This window comes from Arsukibacterium sp., assembly GCF_033721375.1.
GTDB lineage: Bacteria > Pseudomonadota > Gammaproteobacteria > Enterobacterales > Alteromonadaceae > Alishewanella.
This window is the reverse complement of record NZ_JAWWAP010000012.1, coordinates 40,759-58,418: the sequence shown is the minus strand read 5'-3', so window position 1 is coordinate 58,418 and position 17,660 is coordinate 40,759. Positions and strand designations below refer to the sequence as shown.

The window sequence follows — 17,660 nt, the reverse complement described above, 5'->3', positions numbered from 1 at the left end:
CCAATGATTAAATGCGCTTTTCTGATCCTCGTCATGCTTCTAACGTTATTGCTGTTGGGCTGTGAACCTGCAGCAACGTCAAAAAACTCGCAAGCATTACAGACAGTAAGTGGTGAGCCGGTCGACAAAAAAACAGGGCTGGTTTTTCCGCAAGATCATGGCCCTCACCCCGAGCAAGGCATTGAATGGTGGTATATCACCGCGAACCTCACTGCAGACACTGGTGAAACATTCGGTGTGCAGTGGACGTTATTCAGAACACAGCTGCCTTTACCTTTTGCATCAGCCTGGTGGGACAACCAGCTTTATTTTGCCCATTTTGCGCTACAACACCAGCAAACCCATATTGCGTTTGAACGCTTTGCCCGCAGAGGACAAGCCGCGATTTCAGCAAGCCCGTTCTCAGCGCAGTTAGATGATTGGTCGTTAAAAAGCACACAGCAAGACTTTTTACCGCTACAACTGCAAGCTGAGCAGGGCGATTATGCTATTGATGTGTCGCTCGGTAATAGCCCACTTATCTTGCATGGTGAAAATGGCTATAGCCAAAAAACAGCTAGCGGCCATGCGTCTTATTATTTCAGCTATCCGTTTTTAGAAACCAGCGGCACGGTCACGTTTAATGGCAAACAATACAATGTATCGGGTAATGCCTGGTATGACAGAGAATGGTCGGCAAGTTTACTGGATAAAAGTCAACTCGGCTGGGATTGGTTTAGTCTGGTTAGTGAGCAGCATCCCAAACAAGGCTTAATGCTATTTTGTATCCGCGATGCAAAGCAACATTATGACTACTGCAGTGGTACCCGGATTGCCGAAAATGGCGAGGCAATTCACATCCCCCGGCAAGAAATCAGTGTAATCGTTTTAGACCATATCACGATCGATGGCACAGAATATCCAAGTCAATGGAAAATTGAACTGGCTGACGCAACACCTATTCTGATTGAAACCATCACCAAAGATTCTTTAAATAGGCTGTCGACCCAATATTGGGAAGGTCGGGTAAAAGCAACCAACGGATTTAACGGTACAGGCTATGCGGAATTAGCAGGCTATTGACCATATTGGTATTTAAAACCCTGTAAAACTTTGTTACAAAACTGAGCAACGTTTACGATTATTTTCAGCCAATTCGTGTTAGTTTTCTCACTGATTGCAAAGTGGCTGGCGGCTATCGCTGCGAGGAAATGATTATGAACAAGCTAACCTGTAACGCTGTTGCTGCACTGCTGCTTTTTGCTGCAACTTATTTTTATAGTCCGCAAACCCTGGCAGCATCAGACCACATGCTGATAGATAAATTGTCTGACCAGGCTTATATTTTGCGGTTTTCAAATTCATGGACAAATATTGGTTTAATAAATACAGATCAGGGTGTGGTGCTAATTGACCCGGCCGCAGGAACCGCCAATCTGGAACAATTAAGCCAATTTGTCGCTGAGACGTTTCCACATGCAACATGCTTTGTGTTAAACACCCATGGTCATCCTGACCATACTAGCGGCAACGATTATTTTCAGTCCAAAGGCTGCGCGCTTATCGACAATGTTGACAACTTTGAGGAGCTTCAGGCGCTTCGGTTCAGTTCCCACACCGGTAACGACCAGGTGTTTTATCACAAGCAAAGCAATAGCATTTTTGTCGGCGACATCTATGAAACCAGAGGTAAAGCCATTCCTTCATTCTGGTCTGGCGGTCTGGCGGGGCTTAACCGCGCTGTGGCAGGCATTGAGTCGCTTGGCGATAACTCGGCAGTTGTTATTCCAGGGCACGGCGCGCCGGCAACTAAAGAAAAATTAGCGTTATTCAGAACAAACACCGCAGCCTGGGTAGCCAGAGTACAAGCGCTTAACGATGATAACATGGCCGCCAGCGACATCAGCAAAGATGAACAAATCAGAAGTATTTATGAAAAATTCAATGTCAATGACGAGCAGCCATACATAGCAGAGCAGGCGCTTATCAGATTTATCGAAAGAACTTTGGACACATTTGAGCAATAAATGTAACCAAGGAGCACCTACAAGGAGCAGTCGATGAAGGCCTGGTTTTTTGTTTTATTCGCTGCAGTTGCTCCGGCTTGTGTGGCAACTGTCCATACCGACGTGCCAACGTCCCCCGAGCCGGCAAAGACCTATGTGATTTACCTGCATGGCCGGATCATTGAAAACGCCGGCCCTCGCCCCACCGATCCGCGTTTCGGGCTTTATGACTACCCTGCGGTACTGGGGGCGCTCGCTTCCCGTGGGGCAGTAGTTATTTCGGCACAGCGCCCGCCAGACACTGATATGAACGCTTACGCTGGTATTGTTGTCGCGCAAGTCGAAGAATTGATAGATCGCGGCGTCCCGCCTGAAAACATAGTTGTTGCCGGCTTCTCCAAAGGCGGCGGCATTGCAATACGGGTTTCTAGTATTCTGCGACGGCCGCAAGTTCGTTTTGTGCTGTTGGCGGCTTGCTCTCGCGGTTCAATGCCAATCCAACTACGATTAACCGGCCATGTGCTTTCGGTCTACGAGGCCAGCGATACCCTGGCAACGAGTTGCCAGTCACTTGCAGAGCTGACCGAGCAGCCGCAGTCGTTCAAAGAGATCAAAATAGCTACCGGCAATTTGCATGGTGCCTTCTATCTGCCGCATGTCGAATGGGTTGAGCCAGTACTTGATTGGGTTCACCGGGCCGGTGACTAATTCGTTTTATGCATTTTTGCCGGCTTAAAGCAGATGGTTTCAGCAGGGTTGCGACAAATCTCAAGGTGGTGTAGCAGCCAGCCAATCGGCAAGCTGACTGGCTGGCAAATAGCTATTATGGTTACCGCTATAACGAATAAGTGTGGCTATGCCGGGTGCAAAGGCCTGATGCAGTGCTTCGCTGTGGGCGTGGCCTATTATTTCGTCCTGCTCTGCGACTAACAGCAGGGTGGGGCTGTTAATGGCTGGCGCATACTCAACCGATTTATAGCTATCTTTTAACAACCACTGCACCGGAATAAACGGAAACTGCCGGCTTGCCAGCGCGCTCAGGCTATCAAAAGGGGTAATTAATACCAGTTGTGCTACGTTACGCTGCGCCGCTAGTTGCACCGCGATGCCAGAACCGAGGCTGCGCCCTATCACGGTAATGTCACTATGGTTGCTTTGCAGCTGGTCATACAGTGCCAGCGCATCGGCAACCAATGCCTGCTCTGAAGGTTTACCACTACTGCCACCATAACCACGATAATGCATCAGATAAATAGCGTGTTCAGGAAACGCCGCGGTAAATTCCGGCAAGGACACACTGACATCCTCGGCATTGCCGCCAAAATACAGCAGCGCCTGCGCACTGTCGCGCGCTTTGCGGCTAACCAGCACGGTAGCATCAGCTTGTTGCAACAGCAGCGGATCAGTGGCTGGCAACTGCGCCGCTACCGGGAAATAAATTAACTGGCGCTGCAACAGATACACTAATAAGCACAGCAGGCAATAGCCCGCCAGCAGGTAACCTGCAAGGGAAAACAGCATACGCATGTTCTGGCCGCTGGTATTACATCAATAAAAGGCAGCTTAGCGCACCCATCGGCGAAAGCAAAACGACTGCATGTTATAGATGTCGATTTACCTCTTACTCAGACTCATTTCTCATTAACGTACACATCGCCGATATTTACTGAAGCCAGTTTGGTATGCGTTTTGCTACCTATTCATTGAAGCTGATGAATTCTCCCCTTTTTTCGGGGCATTCATGCACATTTTTCCATCAAAGGAGAAAAACTATGAAATATATTCAAAAACTCGCCCTTCCTGCACTTATTGCCAGTTTAATGGCTGGCTCTGCAGTAGCAGCAGAGGGATTATACTCGATGGACAAGCTTGAAGATGCTGAGGTATTTGACAGCACCGGTGAAGAAATTGGTGAGGTCGAGAATATCCTGATGGGTAACGGTATGTCCGTCCATTCATTAGTTATTGAGACTGGCGAAATACTGGGGCTTGGCGGCAGAGAAGTCGTCGTTCAACGTGGCGATTTTACCGTTGCTCCAGAGTCGGGCAAAAAAGGCTTTAGCAACGTGGAGTATGAAGTGCATTTGGAAATGACCCAGGACCAGTTAAAGCAACGGCCCGAATACACTCAGGACTGGTGGAACCAAACCAGTGCTTCGCTGCAACAGACCTGGCAGGAGACCAAGCGCGTTAGCGAAAGCGCCTGGGAGGATACTAAAGAAGCCACCTCTTCAGCCTGGTATGAGTTAGAAGAAGGGGCTGAGGATTTAGGCGACGACATCGATGATGCGACTAATTATAACTAAATCCAGCCGTCCGTGACAAAGGGCCTGTCAGGCCCTTTATCCATCCATCTTTCTTTTATTCAGCTTATATTTTCAGTACTTATTTTGAGTGCTAAGGTGTCGGCTACTTTGTCCTGAATAGCTTGCCGGTTTGGGTCCCAGTATATCTGGATAAACCCCAGCAACCCTGTGGTAACTCGCCGTGTTTTTCAAATGCTTAAGTATGGCAAAAAGGGGAGTTTGACTCAATGCCGGCTCTGCAGGCAGCCCTCAAAAACGTTAAATTGCTTTTCAAACTCTGGCTAACTACAATGTATTACACTGTCGTTTGGTGGGGGAGTTTATCATGAGCGTTACTACAGTTCGATTGCAGACTGAGGTTGAGGAGCAATTGGAAGCCATTGCGGGTAGGCTTCATCGGAGTAAAGGATGGGTAATCAATCAAGCCTTATCTGAATACTTTGTTAAGCAGAATTTAGAGCAAGAACGCTGGCAACAAACTTTAGATGCCATGGAATCAGCTGCCCAGGGACAAGTGGTTGATGCGAGTGAGGTGCACGATTGGTTGGGCAGCTGGGGCACAGACCAAGAGCTGGATGCTCCGGGGCCAAAGTCTGGATATCAGAAGTGAGATTAGTTTATACCGCCGACGCGATAGAAGATTTGAAGCGTTTGCGGGAGTTTATCGCAGCTCATAACCCAAGTGCAGCCAGCAGGATTGCGGGAGAGTTGATTGCCAGAATTAAGGTTTTGCCAGATTTTCCAAAGATAGGCTCTCCGGTTCAAATGGCACCAGTACCTGATGACATACGTGATATGGTTTTTGGAAAATACATCGTTCGCTATTCACTGCACAGCAATACGATCATAATTCTTCGGGTATGGCATGGACTTGAAAATGAGCGTTAACAAGTTTCCAAACCCACCGGCTGGTTCATTTTGAGAATGCGCAGAGAATAAAACAGATGGTTATAGCTGGGCTGTAACCATCTGTTGTTGCAGTACCGTGCCGCAGTTACTTAATTAATAGTCACTGTATTAATAATTACTTCATTAACTGCTGACTTAAAAAGGTGTACTCGAGCGCAGTTCTTTTGGCGGTTTCCTGCAGATTCGCTGCCGCAGAGTGGCCGCCGTCAATGTTTTCATAATATTCAAAATTGTGGCCATACTGCTCTAACATGTAAGCCATTTTTCTGGCATGAGCCGGATGTACCCGGTCATCTTTGGTCGAGGTTACAAAAAATATTGCAGGATATTCGCCCTTAGGATCAATATTGTGTAACGGCGATATTTTCTGCAGAAAAGCCCGCTCTTCCGGAATATCCGGGCTGCCATACTCACCTACCCATGACGCACCCGCCAGTAAGGTGTGATAACGCAACATATCAAGTAGCGGCACCTGACACACCACGGCATTCCACAAATCAGGCCGTTGGGTATACATCACGCCCATTAATAAGCCGCCATTTGACCCCCCCATTACCCCCAGATGCTCGGGCGAGGTGATTTTTTTGGCAATGATATCTTCTGCTACCGCAATCATATCGTCGTAGATAATCTGGCGCTTCGTTTTTAACCCCGCCTGATGCCAGGCCGGGCCGTACTCACCGCCACCACGGATATTGGCCAGCACATAAACACCGCCTTGTTCCAGCCAGTTTTTACCAAGAATGCCGGAATAGCTGGGTTTCATCGATACTTCAAAGCCACCGTAGGCGTATTGCAGGGTAGGGTTGCTGCCGTCGAGGGTGATGCCTTGTTTGTGCACCACAAAATACGGTATTTTTTCACCGTCAGTAGAGCTGGCAAAATATTGCTGCACCACTAAATCAGCGGCATCAAACCGGGCCGGTGTAGATTTAATCGCTACAATATCAGCGTTGCTGACATTGACCTGATACAGGGTGTCTTGCGAGACAAAGTTTTCCTGATTAACAAAAATAATGTCGCTGTCATCATTGGCTGAAGAGACCGACATCGTGCTGTTATCCGGCAAGGCCAGCTTGTTGTGCTGCCAGTTACCGTCGTTGAAGTCATAAACATAGATCTTGTTGACCACGTTTTCGAGCACATTAAGCACCAGTTTGCTGGCGGTAATCGCTACCCCATCCAGTGTGGCACGTTGATCCGGCTGATAAACCAATTGCACAGCACCAATTTTATTGTTCTGCAGCCAGTTTTGCATATCAAAAGACACTAAATCGCCACTTTTAAAAGAGGTGGCACTGCCTTCCGGGGTCCAGTCTTGTTTCAGGCTTAAAATAAGTTGCCCTTTAAAAATGCCGTTGATACTTGACGTGTTAGGGATCGGCAACTGCACCGGTTCGCCATTTTCCGGGAGCCAATAGTACTCAGACTCGTAAAACGTAATGGCCCGCACCACCATATTTAACTGCTTATCCTGGTGTTTAACCGCATAAGGAAAGACGCCGACATCGGTTTTACTGCCACTAAACACCGTCACCGCTTCGTCCAGCGACTGGCCGCGTTGCAGTTGTTTAATCACATAGGGGTAGCCGCTGTCGGTTAGCATGCCATCACCCCAGTTGGTGCCAACATGCAGGCTGTCTGGGCTATTCCAGCTCAGCGCTGTTTTTGCTTCGGGCAGATAAAAACCGTTATCCACGAAGCTTTTGCTGGCGCGGTTCCACTCACGCATTTCTACCGCATCTTTGCCGCCATCAGATAACGACACCATGCACAGGTTGTAATCGCTTTCTGCGCAGGTTGTTCCGCTGAACACCCAGTTTTTACCTTCGGCGGCAGAGAGGGCATCAATATCCAGCAGGGTTTGCCATTGCGGTTGTGCTTTGCGGTATTCAGCCAGGCTGGTTTGCCGTAACACACCCCTGACATGGTTTTCATCCTGCCAGAAGTTGTACACCATATCGTTGCGGTAAGTGCCGTACGGGATTTTATCGGTGGCATTGACAATATTTAACGCCGCTTGCTGATACTGGCTGAAACGCGGGTCACTGGTAAGTTTGTCCAGCGTGCGCTTGTTCCAGTTGGTGACCTTGGCAAGGGCCTGTTCGCCTTCAACTTCTTCTAACCATAGCGGTGCTTCGCTAATGCTTGCTGTCATGGGTGTTTGCACTTCTTGATTGGCTTGCTTTGCGGTATCTGCAGGGTTACATGCGCTTAGTAAAGATAAGCTCGCAACCGTTACGATCATTTTTAGTTTCATTGTAGCCTCAGGGTTTTATTATTTTTATTGCACTGTATTCAATGTTTAGGGATTTAATGTAGAGGGATTTAATGTAAAGACAGTGGCGGCCAATGTAAACCAGATTATTGCCCAGGAGGTTTACCTGGAATTGGTATATTCAGCTTATATTTTCAGTACTTATTTTGAGTACTTGTTTTGTGTACTTATTTTGAGTACTTGTTTTGTGTACTTATTTTGAGTACTAAGGTATCGGCTACTTTATCCTGAATAGCTTGCCGGTTTGGGTCCCAGTATATCTGAATAAACCCCAGCAACCCTGTGGCAAAGCCTGCGCTATAGCCACCCTGGCGACCAAATGCCTGCCACAGCGTCAGCGGTGTGTTATTCAGCTGCACCACTTTTATCGCCATACAGGCTTTGCCAAGCGTCTGGCCACCATTCCAACTGATAAACAGGGTGAAATAAAACACTGCCCACCCAAAACCAATGCCTAAATCAGTTAAAATGCCTTGCAGCCATTTTAGAACACTGTGATCTGATTGGGCTAACTTTTGCCACCACGAGGTGTCTGCTTCAGACTGGGTGGTGGTTTCAATTAACTTATCGGTAGCCTGCTGCGCGGCTTGTTGGCGATGCTGTTTAATATTGCTCATCGCTTTATTCAGCGCCACTGTTTGCTCTGCCGGTGTCAGTATTGAATCCTCAAGCAAGTCTGTAATCATGCTGTCAATTTCATCGTCGGTAAGCTTACTGCCACGTAACTGTTCGCTGATATTCTCTAACTGCTCATCAGCGCAATCGGCATTGCAGTCTGTGCTGGTAAGCGCAATGGCGCTGGCGGTAATTAGTACACCTTCTTTTACGTTGTAGTCGCTGCGCTCGTCGGTTTCCCCCGGCATCAGTGGTAATAAAAACAACGATAACAGCGCGAAAACGATGACAATATTCCGGCGCCGGTTGTTGTGTTGTAAATGGCAGCGATAAGCCAGATAAGCCGCGACAGGCAGCAGGAATAAAAAGCTACCGGAGGTAAGTAAAGCGATAAGCACACCATCCAGGGCTATTGCCACACCGCGGCGCCACGGCTTTGCCAGGGAGCGACCCACCAGGGCATTGGCTACGGTAAAATCGTGCGGGGTAACCACTTCGCGCACTTGCTGCGGGGAAAGCTGGTGGCCATTAAGGTCAACATATACCCCCGGTGATACTTCCGTAATGCTGGCATTACCGTCAAACTGGTGCAAACTCATCACAATGCTGCTCTACCATTTTAAAAAAATTCAATTTACCCTAAACCGGCCGCAAAGCTATTGTAATATGTTCCCCAACGTTTAGGGTGATAAAAAGACGACCTGAAGCCGTATATTTTTGATTAAGAAAGGAGTTAGCCGATGCACTTTCTGCTTATCTATGACACCGCGCCAGATTATTTGCAGCGACGTGCTGAGTTTCGCTCGGCGCATTTGGCATTGGCCTGGCAAGCTGTTGAGCGCGGCGAATTACAGCTGGGTGGTGCGGTGGGCGAGCCAGCAGACAGCGCTTTGTTACTGTTCAGCTGCGACAGTGCAGATATTCCAGCTGCGTTTGCCAAAGCCGACCCTTACGTAGTAAACGGCCTGGTGACAAACTGGCAGGTAAAACCCTGGCATACTGTCGTCGGCGAGGGCGCAGCGAACCCGGTAAAAGGTTGAGCGGGCCGACCTTCTTGGGGTTAATGCCTGGTGTTGCTGCCCCCAGTTTTCTGCCTTAGCTACAACAGTTTGCAGACATCTTTTGTTACCTAATAATATTTTTTATTTCATATCACCCCTGCTAGTGTTATCAAGCGCTTAGCCCAAAACCCGTTGCGGCATAACGCCATGTATGGTTGTGATGTTCTTTGCAGCGTTAAGGAGTGGTGGTTGCCGGTTATTTTATCTATTAAAGCGGTTTTGGCTAAATTGCTACTGGCGATCACTATCATCGCGCTGGCGGTGATGGCTTACCGCTGGCTGCTGCTACCGGCTTTGCAGTGGCTGTTTCAGCTTGATGATCCTACTACCGCGCTGCTGCGCCGGGTAGGTATCTTACTGGCTATGTTATTGGCCTATGGTGTATATGTGCGCTATGGCGAAAAGCGGCCTGTTACCGAATTGCAATTTCCACTTACCAAGGTCGCGGTTGGCTTATTGGCTGGTGCTGGGATGATTGTCCTGGTGTCAGCACTTTTATTTGCTGGTGGTGTATACGAAGTAACCGCTTACCGTGGCTGGCAAAGCGGCTTAGCCGATATCGCCTTGGTAATTCTGGTGGCCGCTGTGATTGAAGAAATTGTGTTCCGGGCGGTGTTGTTTCAGGCGCTGGAAAGCCAGTGGGGCACGGTAACAGCACTGTGGCTGCAATCGCTGATTTTCTCCTTGCTACATATCGCTAATATTGATGGCCAGATGGACCTGCAGGCGCTAATTATTACCGTAATATCCGGCACCTTAATTGGCGCGCTCTGGACAGTAATGTATGTTTATGTGCGCAACGTCTGGGTGGTGGCGGCACATCATGCCGCCTGGAATTTTACTGTGGTGCTAACCGGGTTACCGTTATCCGGTCTGGACGACTGGCAAGCAATGGCGCCTCTGCAAAGTGTTTATCAGGGCCCAAACTGGTTAACCGGCGGCGTAGTAGGCCCGGAAGACTCGGTAATTACCCTGGTCATGGTAATTATGTCAGTAGCCGCTTTAATCTGGTTGGCAAAAAAGCAGCAGCGGTTTTATCCATCAGCCGCGGTGCGTCTGGCGCAGGCTGAAACAAAATCGGCGCGTGCATGCTGACTGTTATTTTAAAAGGCGATAGAAATTGAAGTTAGTGCTGTTGCCAGCAGAACTTCCAATTGAAAAGCAATGTTGCCAATCCTTTGTTGAGGCGCAAGCTTTTGTTACAACTTAAAGCCGTGAATAGCTATCACTTGATGCTAAATTGATGTTTTTGAGCAAGGGAAGAGCAATGAATAACTTACAAAAAGCAGGTGGTGTCACAGCGCTTTTTCAGGCTGCCATTTACCTGTCAGCTTTCGTTTTTTTTGGGGCCTTCTGGAATTTCCCTGCCGATGCTGACGCTGTCCAAAAATTTGCTTTCCTGGCTGAAAATCAGGGCATCTTGTCCATCGTAACTTTCACTATCTATGTGCTATTTGGCATCCTTCTGGCGGTATTAGTTCTGGCATTGCATGAGCGACTGAAGGTGAACACCCCAATCCTTTCCCAAATGGCTGCTATTTTTGGGGTGGTTTGGGTGGGGTTGGTAATAGCTAGCGGCATGGTATCGAATATTGGCTTAGCTGTGGCTCTGGAACTATCAGTTCAGCAACCAGAACAGGCTATGGCACTTTGGAGAACGATCAACGCTGTCGTCGAAGGTCTGGGTGGGGGTAATGAAATTGTTGGTGGGCTATGGGTTCTGTTATTAAGTATTGCAGCGCTTAAAGGTAAAGCACTTCCTACAACGCTTAACTACCTTGGGCTTTTTGTTGGCGTTGTCGGTATTCTCACCATTTACCCAGCTGATATATTCACTGAAATTTTTGGAATAAGCCAAATTGTCTGGTTTTCCTGGTTGGGTGTTGTCCTGCTTACAAGTCGTAAAAGCTAACCGGATAAGCAAAATAATATAAATGGCACTAATATACGTGGCACTGTAGCCATAATTGATAAAAGGCGATAAAACTTGAAGTTAGTGCTGTTACCAGGAATGGATGGAACCGGGCTTTTATTTGAGCCATTGGTAAAGTATTTTCAAAACGGTACAGTGCAAGAACACGCAGGCCAAGATCATAGCCTGGCAATACAGGTTATGCCTTTGCCAACGGACGGCGCACAAGACTACCGCACCTTAGCAGCCAACGTATTGGCGCAACTTCCAACAGAAGACTTTGTGCTCATTGCCGAATCATTTTCAGGCGGCATCGCCGCCTGCCTGTCTCAGCAGCCAGTGCCGCATTTAAAAGGCATTATATTTGTTGCGTCATTTTTGTCAGGTCCCAAAAAGTTAATCGCCTGGCTGGCATCGTTTTTACCGCTGCGCCATTTAACAATGCTGCCTTTTTCGGGTGCAGTTTACCGACTGTTGATGCTGGGTAAAGATGCAACACCCGAGCAAATGGCATTGTTTCAGGCTGCGTTAAATACGGTTCCTGCCAAGGTACTTAAAGCAAGGCTCAGAATAATTGCCCAGACTAAGTATGATGGGTTTACATCTGATGTACCTGCAGTATACATAGCGGCGACACAAGACAGGCTGGTACCGCCAATAAAAAAACAGGAATTTGTGCAGGCCTATAGCAATATAACGTTCGCAGAAATTAACGGCCCGCACTTTATTTTGCAGGCAAACCCCAGAGACAGCGCAGCTGCCATAGTAAAAGCTGCTAACTGTATAAAGACTTTGCTGATAACCTAATGCCACAAGGCGTAAAACCTAAAAGTTTGAACAATCATGCTAAATACCGGAAGAGTTAAAGCGACAGCAAATACCGATGCCCATATCGGAAAGGTAGTTTGGAGCTCCGTTAAATCGGTGTGGTTTCTCAGCCATTTACTGGCAACTGTTGTTGTCGCACCATTTGTGTTAACCATGTCGTCCTTCGCTATCTTTTTGCTGCTAACGGCCGTCACACTTTGCTTTGGTCACTCGCTAGGCATGCACAGACTGCTGATCCACCGGTCGTATGAATGCCCGAAATGGCTTGAGTATCTGTTTGTATATCTGGGAACCTTGGTCGGCATGGCTGGGCCGATTGGCATGATGAAACAGCACGATTTACGGGACTGGGCGCAGCGCCAAAGCCGCTGCCATGATTACCTGCTACATGGTTCCGGTATGTTAAAAGACGGCTGGTGGCAACTTAACTGTGATCTGCAATTGAAAAATGGCCCCACCTTTAATATTGAACAGGAAGTGCTTGCTGATCCGTTTTATCGCCTTATTGAGAAAACCTGGATGTGGCAACAACTGGTCGTTGCCGTACCGCTGTATTGGATGGGAGGCTTAAGTTGGTTGGTCTGGGGCGTATCAGTGCGGATAGCGGTGTCCGTAGGTGGCCACTGGCTTATCGGCTATTTTGCGCACAATGAAGGTGAACGAACCTGGCGGGTAGAGGGTGCTGCTGTGCAGGGGCATAATATTCGCCTGGCAGGCCTGCTTTCTATGGGAGAAGCCTGGCACAATAATCATCACGCCTATCCAGGCTCCGCCATGCTTGGGCTATACACCGATGAGCCAGACCCGGGCTGGTGGGTGCTAAATGCACTGCGCAATCTTGGTATCGTTAAAAATATTCGGTTACCAATACAGTTACCGATACGGCCAGAGTTAGTTACTGAGGCTAGCGATCTTGATAGCCGGGTAGAGCGAGTGCCGGAAGACTGTGAGATTGCTAAGTTTATCAGAAGAGGCTGACGCCAATGATCCTATTGAAAATTGGCAAGATTCAAAGCCTGCCCCCGTGACTTAGTATTCCGGTATCAAGTCCAATCAAAAGGGTCAAAACCATTGATTGTTAGTCGTAATCGCCTAAGCAAAGCAATCTCCATGATATCAATGACTCTGACCCCATTGGTCAAGATCTGCCCCTGAGGTTTCAAGGTAGCCAAAGCAATGGAGCGGCAAGATAATGACAGTTGTTTTTTTGGTCAAACCAGAGTTGCGTGTTGCGCAACTTGTGTCTAGAATATTCATGTCGCTGATAAAGGTCACGAACAAGGAGGTGACGATTGCGGGTAGTTGTCAAACCTGGAAAGGAAGCATGCACAGAGGCAGCTATCAATAGCCTTTCCGCGCTTGCGCGGGAAGAATTAACGGACATAATTGATATTCTTGTTAATTCGATATCACTGCAGGAGGCCAAGGAAGTTTTGTTAGACGATATGGTGTTACAGGGCAACAGTTTCAGTGTATCGATACGGGAAAACTTTCAGTTTGTGGTGGCTGGCTTAATTGGAGAAAGCGAAGACGACGAAATGCTTATGATTGAGGTTATTAGCTACAGCTAAGTTGTATTGGTGTAAAGTTGTTGCGCTATTTCAGCGCGCTGTTCTGAGCAAAGGTAATTAATGAAATGAAAAATACTACTGAATTACTGACCAGTGAAAACCTGCGTGAGATGGGCCTGATTGGCGCGCCAAAAGGGGCTGGTGCACATTTCAAACGCTTTCTGCAACGTAAAAACCTGACAGCAGCTGATGCCGCCCGAGATCTCAATGTGGCTAAATCTACAATTACCCGTTTTATAAACGGCGAAAGTGAGTTAAGTATCGACCTGGCAACCAAGATTAAGCGGGTTTATAACGCGCCGGTAGACGTGTTCTTTAGAATTGACGCCCAGTACAAGGCGTATGTTGTTTCGCAAAATATCAGCAAGTCAGTGGCATAAAAAATGGCAGGCGATTTTTCATCAGGGCACCGTGTTTAATCCACAATAATCTTCGGAAATCTTCAGTTATGCGCGTCAGCTTAAGACAAAAAATTATTGCCGTTTGTGACAAAAAAATCCTCGCCAAAGGCGAAACAGTCGGGGTTTCGTTTTATGCCTTTTTCGCCAATAAAAATGATGACCCCCAGCTACTGATGGAAGCGGCAACCTGGTGGATCCACACCCACCGGCTGGACCATTTTGAGAAAGCACTGAAAATAAAGCAGCTGGCTATAGCAGGGCTTTAGTCGCCACCAGCACGCCATTATTGTCGGCATAGACATACTGGCCGGGAATAAAATCTACTGCATAATTTTGGCGCGGCAACAGCTGTTACTTACCTGGAGTGTTAAAAACTAAACTATTAGTTGCAAGACGTTTAGTGTTCAGCTAGATTAAAAACTAATTATTTAGTAGGTGTCGTATATGGTCAGGAAAAAATCACCCGAGCTAACCAGTGCTGAGCAAAAAGTCATGCAGGTGTTGTGGCAGCATGGCCCTTGCTCTGTGAAAACCATTACGGCTGAATTGAACAAGCAAGCCGCATTAGCCTATACCACGGTGCAAACCTTATGTCGTATTTTGCTCGATAAAGGCCATGTGCAATGTGAAAAGCAGGGTAAAGCCTTTATTTATGAAGCAATAACCGTGCAGCAGGAAGCGCGTACTCAGGCACTGACCGCCTTACTAAAACGTTTTTTTGGTGGGTCACCTACCTTGCTGGCACAGCATTTACTGGAGCAGCAGCAACTGCCCGCAGAGCTGCAGCAGGAATTGCAGGAGCAAATTGATGCGCAGGCCAGCCACGCTGCTGATACGGAAAAGCAGGAGCACTGAGCATGTATGAATTCAGCTGGTTGCTGTTTTATTTACTGCTCCATCTGGGGATTGCTGCGTTAACAGTACCCTGGCTGTATTGGCTTGGCAGAAGCCGCTGGCAACCTGCGCCGCAACTTATGTTGCGTTGCTGGACCGCGCTTATCGTACTGCTGTTTATCTTACCTATGTTGCTGCTAACACTGACTTCTGAGGGCAGCCTTGAGTCGCAACCGCTTAACAGTAACGTAGCTACATTGCCCTTTCAGGCTGAACCATTAGCTCAATTGCGCTATTCTGAGCCCGCTACCGCTGAGGCTGCGCCAGAAATGACCCAACGCTTCGCGTTAACGCCGCAACTGTTTTATTTATTGTCGCCACCAGTATGGTTACTGTTGTTATTGCCGTTAGTTTGTCTGGCGCAAGGTTATCGTTTTTACCAAAGTTACCGGCTCAGCCGTCGGTTATGGCAGCAGGCACAGCCAGTAGTGCTGCCGCTAGTGCTGCCAGCAACTGCAAACGGTTACCCCGGGCTATATCAGCATCCGGCAATCAGCAGCGCAATGTTGTTGGGCTTGCGTCACCCCAGGATCCTGTTACCCACTCAGTGGCTGCATAGCTTATCTGCAGAGCAACTGCAGCATGTTATTGAGCATGAAAGGATGCACTGGCAGCGTGGTGATTTAATGGCTTTTTACTTACAGCAACTAGCGGGGATTGTTTGCTGCTGCAGTCCGTTGTGGCGGATGTTGAGCCGGCAGTTAACCAGCTATCGGGAATTAAGCTGCGATGCTGCCGTGATTGCAGGTTTAAGCCAGCCTTATCGTTATGCCCAGACATTGCTGGACTGTAATAAGAAAATGGTTACAGCTCAGCCGGCAATAATGGCAATGCCCTGGCAGCAACAACCTTTGCTGGCACGACGTATCAGCACGGTATTACAGGGCTCTACTGGCAGAATAACGCCGGTGGCTGCTCTGATGCTTACTACAATAGCAGTGATGCTGCTGCTGACTTATGGCCTGACACAGCATTGGCAAGTTGCCAAACTTCCCAAACAGCACGGGCAGATAACGCTAAGTCAGCTTGGGCCCTTAGATGAGTTGATCCGCAGTATAAAGCAGAACGATTTACCAACCGTACAGCAGCTGATTAAAAAAGAGAATTTGCTAAATCAAGCCATGCCGGGCGAGGGTACCCCACTGATGGTGGCAGTACGTTATGAAAACACCGAAGTGATTAACGTTTTGCTAAAAGCGGGTGCCGATGTCAATGCCAGCAGCAGAGGCGATGGCAACGCACTGATTATTGCAGTACAGCGGCGCAACCTGGCACTGGCTCAGCAATTAATCGCCGCCGGGGCCGATGTCAATGCGGTAGTGCTGGCTGATGAAACCGCGCTGATCAATGCCAGTTATCTTGGCGACCTGGCAATGGTGCAATATCTGGTAAGTGTCGGTGCCAGAGTGAATCTGAAAGTTGAAGCACCGCTACTGGATGGCCGGGAACTGCGGTCCGCGCTCAGCCGCGCTGCCACCGACGAGATCCGGACCTATCTGCGGGCACAAGGAGCCAGCCTCTGATGATTCGACGACAACCTTAACCACTTTTCACCTTGTATCAATGTTTTTGCAGGTCTCTTTGAGGCTGATGGCGAAGCTTTGTCTGCAAAAAGAAGCTTTGCCTGTAACAAAGTATATAAATTCGGAGCATAACTAATGAAAAAAATACTGTTAAGTTTACTTGGCCTGCTGTTAGTTGCCGCAATAGCGATACTGGGCTACTGGTTTTCCGGATGGTTGCCACTAGCTGTCGCGGTGCCCCAGCAAAGCGAGCTGTATTCGCAAGAGTTCGGGCAGGCGGCTGAGCAAGCTATGGCAGAACTGGTTCTGGCACAGCAGGAGCAACAATTTCCGGCAGTTACGGCCGCTGTCGCCTGGCGCGGTAAGCTTATTTGGGCAGGCGCAGTGGGTTACGCCGATTTGGAGACAAAGCAGGCTGTTAATATTAACAGCCAGTTTCGGATTGGCAGTACCTCTAAAGCCGTCACTGCCACCAGCTTAGCCCGGGCAGTGGCGGCTGACAGTATTGATCTGGATAGTCCGATCAGCCGCTATATGGCTGACTTACCCAATCCGGCATGGCAAAATTTTACCGTGCGCCAACTGATGTCCCATACCGCAGGTTTGCCGGGCTATCAGCAGAACACAGATAGCATGGGTGCTATCAGAACATTGTTGAAGCAACGTAACTATACCGATGTCGAACATGCACTTAGTGTGTTTGATAGCAGCGAATTGTTGTTCAGTCCCGGTGACGGTTTTCATTACAGCTCTTTTGATGTCAACCTGGCCAGCGCCGTGCTGCAAAATGCCACTAACCAGCCATTTTTGCAGTATCTTGCGCAATCAGTCAGTACGCCATTACAACTAAGTTCGTTGTCAGCAGACTATGCCGACCGGTTTTTACCCAACAGGGTTAGCTTTTATTTCACCTATGATGGCTATGCTAAACCGCACTGGCCGGTGAATTTAAGCCAGAAGTGGGCCGGTGGTGGCTTAGTGGCAAGTTCTGCTGATTTAGCAAAATTAGGCTCTGCCTGGTTTAACCCGGAGTTTATTCCTACCGCTTTGCAGCAGGAGTTCTGGACACCGCAGCGCCTGAATAACGGTGAGGTAAATGAGCAGGGTTATGCTCTGGGCTGGCGCCATTTCTCACAGGATCACCTGATCTGCGATAAAGAAAACCGGCTGCGTCATGCCGTGAGTTCGGTGCATCATGGCGGTGTGTCTGATGGTGCGCAAAGTTGGTTAGTACTCTACCCTGATTTACAATTAGTGGTGGCAATGAACATTAATACGGTGAAAGAAAATTACTGTGATTTTGCCGGCCAGGCAGCCCGGATTACCCGGCCTTTTTTGCAGGAAATGGCACCGGAGTGGCTATCGCCGCAGCCTTAA

20 protein-coding genes are annotated in these 17,660 nt (G+C 48.3%); 17 read left to right on the top strand and 3 right to left on the bottom strand.

Annotated elements, in window-relative coordinates:
• Positions 1 to 3 precede the first annotated feature (3 nt).
• The 3 genes from R3187_RS17340 to R3187_RS17330 all read left to right on the top strand — a co-directional run bounded on the left by R3187_RS17340 (position 4) and on the right by R3187_RS17330 (position 2,693).
• The gene (locus R3187_RS17340; protein ID WP_318968323.1) at positions 4 to 1,062 is read left to right on the top strand and encodes a lipocalin-like domain-containing protein; all 1,059 of its coding nucleotides are present in this window, start codon (positions 4 to 6) and stop codon (positions 1,060 to 1,062) included.
• A gap of 134 nt (positions 1,063 to 1,196) precedes the next feature.
• The gene (locus R3187_RS17335) at positions 1,197 to 2,006 is read left to right on the top strand and encodes an MBL fold metallo-hydrolase (protein WP_318968322.1); all 810 of its coding nucleotides are present in this window, start codon (positions 1,197 to 1,199) and stop codon (positions 2,004 to 2,006) included.
• 33 nt (positions 2,007 to 2,039) lie between these two features.
• Positions 2,040 to 2,693, top strand: coding sequence for an alpha/beta hydrolase (locus R3187_RS17330; protein WP_318968321.1), 654 nt, complete (start codon positions 2,040 to 2,042; stop codon positions 2,691 to 2,693).
• A gap of 60 nt (positions 2,694 to 2,753) precedes the next feature.
• Here the strand turns inward: R3187_RS17330 and R3187_RS17325 are convergent, their stop codons facing one another.
• The gene (locus R3187_RS17325) at positions 2,754 to 3,506 is read right to left on the bottom strand and encodes an alpha/beta hydrolase (RefSeq protein WP_318968320.1); all 753 of its coding nucleotides are present in this window, start codon (positions 3,504 to 3,506) and stop codon (positions 2,754 to 2,756) included.
• Positions 3,507 to 3,757: 251 nt separating this feature from the next.
• Between R3187_RS17325 and R3187_RS17320 the strand changes: the two genes are divergently transcribed.
• The 3 genes from R3187_RS17320 (at position 3,758) to R3187_RS17310 (ending at position 5,179) form a co-directional block, all read left to right on the top strand.
• Entirely contained in the window at positions 3,758 to 4,291 is a 534-nt protein-coding gene (locus tag R3187_RS17320) for a PRC-barrel domain-containing protein (RefSeq protein WP_318968319.1), read from the top strand.
• 325 nt (positions 4,292 to 4,616) lie between these two features.
• Entirely contained in the window at positions 4,617 to 4,901 is a 285-nt protein-coding gene (locus R3187_RS17315) for a CopG family ribbon-helix-helix protein (RefSeq protein WP_318968318.1), read from the top strand.
• A complete protein-coding gene (locus R3187_RS17310) occupies positions 4,898 to 5,179 on the top strand; it encodes a type II toxin-antitoxin system RelE/ParE family toxin (RefSeq protein WP_318968317.1) in 282 nt (93 codons plus the stop codon). Before R3187_RS17315 ends, R3187_RS17310 begins: the two co-directional genes overlap by 4 nt.
• Positions 5,180 to 5,315: 136 nt before the next feature.
• On the opposite strand, the gene R3187_RS17305 is transcribed toward R3187_RS17310, so the two are convergent.
• A complete protein-coding gene (locus R3187_RS17305) occupies positions 5,316 to 7,448 on the bottom strand; it encodes a prolyl oligopeptidase family serine peptidase (RefSeq protein ID WP_413229043.1) in 2,133 nt (710 codons plus the stop codon).
• 197 nt (positions 7,449 to 7,645) lie between these two features.
• The gene (locus R3187_RS17300; protein WP_318968315.1) at positions 7,646 to 8,692 is read right to left on the bottom strand and encodes an RDD family protein; all 1,047 of its coding nucleotides are present in this window, start codon (positions 8,690 to 8,692) and stop codon (positions 7,646 to 7,648) included.
• 141 nt (positions 8,693 to 8,833) lie between these two features.
• On the opposite strand from R3187_RS17300, the gene R3187_RS17295 reads away from it, so the two are divergent.
• From R3187_RS17295 to R3187_RS17245, 11 genes are all read left to right on the top strand, one after another.
• Positions 8,834 to 9,133 carry a YciI-like protein gene (locus R3187_RS17295; RefSeq protein WP_318968314.1) on the top strand — a complete coding sequence of 100 codons (300 nt, stop codon included), beginning with the start codon at positions 8,834 to 8,836 and terminating at the stop codon, positions 9,131 to 9,133.
• A gap of 210 nt (positions 9,134 to 9,343) precedes the next feature.
• Positions 9,344 to 10,249 (top strand): type II CAAX endopeptidase family protein, encoded by a 906-nt coding sequence (locus tag R3187_RS17290; RefSeq protein ID WP_318968313.1) that lies wholly within the window; start codon positions 9,344 to 9,346, stop codon positions 10,247 to 10,249.
• A 172-nt stretch (positions 10,250 to 10,421) separates the two neighbouring features.
• The gene (locus R3187_RS17285) at positions 10,422 to 11,066 is read left to right on the top strand and encodes a hypothetical protein (RefSeq protein ID WP_318968312.1); all 645 of its coding nucleotides are present in this window, start codon (positions 10,422 to 10,424) and stop codon (positions 11,064 to 11,066) included.
• Between the two features lie 84 nt (positions 11,067 to 11,150).
• Positions 11,151 to 11,873, top strand: coding sequence for an alpha/beta fold hydrolase (locus R3187_RS17280; protein ID WP_413229042.1), 723 nt, complete (start codon positions 11,151 to 11,153; stop codon positions 11,871 to 11,873).
• Between the two features lie 36 nt (positions 11,874 to 11,909).
• Positions 11,910 to 12,872 (top strand): acyl-CoA desaturase, encoded by a 963-nt coding sequence (locus tag R3187_RS17275; protein ID WP_318968310.1) that lies wholly within the window; start codon positions 11,910 to 11,912, stop codon positions 12,870 to 12,872.
• Between the two features lie 314 nt (positions 12,873 to 13,186).
• Positions 13,187 to 13,465: a hypothetical protein gene (locus R3187_RS17270; RefSeq protein WP_318968309.1), complete on the top strand. Its 279-nt coding sequence runs from the start codon at positions 13,187 to 13,189 to the stop codon at positions 13,463 to 13,465.
• Positions 13,466 to 13,530: 65 nt separating this feature from the next.
• Positions 13,531 to 13,845: a helix-turn-helix transcriptional regulator gene (locus R3187_RS17265; protein ID WP_318968308.1), complete on the top strand. Its 315-nt coding sequence runs from the start codon at positions 13,531 to 13,533 to the stop codon at positions 13,843 to 13,845.
• Positions 13,846 to 13,913: 68 nt separating this feature from the next.
• Positions 13,914 to 14,132, top strand: coding sequence for a DUF6500 family protein (locus R3187_RS17260; RefSeq protein ID WP_318968307.1), 219 nt, complete (start codon positions 13,914 to 13,916; stop codon positions 14,130 to 14,132).
• Positions 14,133 to 14,310: 178 nt separating this feature from the next.
• Positions 14,311 to 14,721 (top strand): BlaI/MecI/CopY family transcriptional regulator, encoded by a 411-nt coding sequence (locus R3187_RS17255; RefSeq protein WP_318968306.1) that lies wholly within the window; start codon positions 14,311 to 14,313, stop codon positions 14,719 to 14,721.
• 2 nt (positions 14,722 to 14,723) lie between these two features.
• Entirely contained in the window at positions 14,724 to 16,283 is a 1,560-nt protein-coding gene (locus R3187_RS17250) for a M56 family metallopeptidase (protein ID WP_318968305.1), read from the top strand.
• Positions 16,284 to 16,418: 135 nt separating this feature from the next.
• Positions 16,419 to 17,660 (top strand): serine hydrolase domain-containing protein, encoded by a 1,242-nt coding sequence (locus R3187_RS17245; RefSeq protein ID WP_318968304.1) that lies wholly within the window; start codon positions 16,419 to 16,421, stop codon positions 17,658 to 17,660.

What these genes read in the sequence shown, in the direction of transcription:
- R3187_RS17305 (WP_413229043.1), bottom strand. Translation starts at nt 7,448, where the DNA reads ATGATCGTAACGGTTGCGAGCTTATCTTTACTAAGCGCATGTAACCCT.
- R3187_RS17320 (WP_318968319.1), top strand. Translation starts at nt 3,758, where the DNA reads ATGAAATATATTCAAAAACTCGCCCTTCCTGCACTTATTGCCAGTTTA.
- R3187_RS17335 (WP_318968322.1), top strand. Translation starts at nt 1,197, where the DNA reads ATGAACAAGCTAACCTGTAACGCTGTTGCTGCACTGCTGCTTTTTGCT.
- R3187_RS17325 (WP_318968320.1), bottom strand. Translation starts at nt 3,506, where the DNA reads ATGCTGTTTTCCCTTGCAGGTTACCTGCTGGCGGGCTATTGCCTGCTG.
- R3187_RS17315 (WP_318968318.1), top strand. Translation starts at nt 4,617, where the DNA reads ATGAGCGTTACTACAGTTCGATTGCAGACTGAGGTTGAGGAGCAATTG.
- R3187_RS17300 (WP_318968315.1), bottom strand. Translation starts at nt 8,692, where the DNA reads ATGAGTTTGCACCAGTTTGACGGTAATGCCAGCATTACGGAAGTATCA.
- R3187_RS17330 (WP_318968321.1), top strand. Translation starts at nt 2,040, where the DNA reads ATGAAGGCCTGGTTTTTTGTTTTATTCGCTGCAGTTGCTCCGGCTTGT.
- R3187_RS17275 (WP_318968310.1), top strand. Translation starts at nt 11,910, where the DNA reads ATGCTAAATACCGGAAGAGTTAAAGCGACAGCAAATACCGATGCCCAT.
- R3187_RS17265 (WP_318968308.1), top strand. Translation starts at nt 13,531, where the DNA reads ATGAAAAATACTACTGAATTACTGACCAGTGAAAACCTGCGTGAGATG.
- R3187_RS17295 (WP_318968314.1), top strand. Translation starts at nt 8,834, where the DNA reads ATGCACTTTCTGCTTATCTATGACACCGCGCCAGATTATTTGCAGCGA.
- R3187_RS17250 (WP_318968305.1), top strand. Translation starts at nt 14,724, where the DNA reads ATGTATGAATTCAGCTGGTTGCTGTTTTATTTACTGCTCCATCTGGGG.
- R3187_RS17285 (WP_318968312.1), top strand. Translation starts at nt 10,422, where the DNA reads ATGAATAACTTACAAAAAGCAGGTGGTGTCACAGCGCTTTTTCAGGCT.
- R3187_RS17260 (WP_318968307.1), top strand. Translation starts at nt 13,914, where the DNA reads ATGCGCGTCAGCTTAAGACAAAAAATTATTGCCGTTTGTGACAAAAAA.
- R3187_RS17245 (WP_318968304.1), top strand. Translation starts at nt 16,419, where the DNA reads ATGAAAAAAATACTGTTAAGTTTACTTGGCCTGCTGTTAGTTGCCGCA.
- R3187_RS17340 (WP_318968323.1), top strand. Translation starts at nt 4, where the DNA reads ATGATTAAATGCGCTTTTCTGATCCTCGTCATGCTTCTAACGTTATTG.
- R3187_RS17255 (WP_318968306.1), top strand. Translation starts at nt 14,311, where the DNA reads ATGGTCAGGAAAAAATCACCCGAGCTAACCAGTGCTGAGCAAAAAGTC.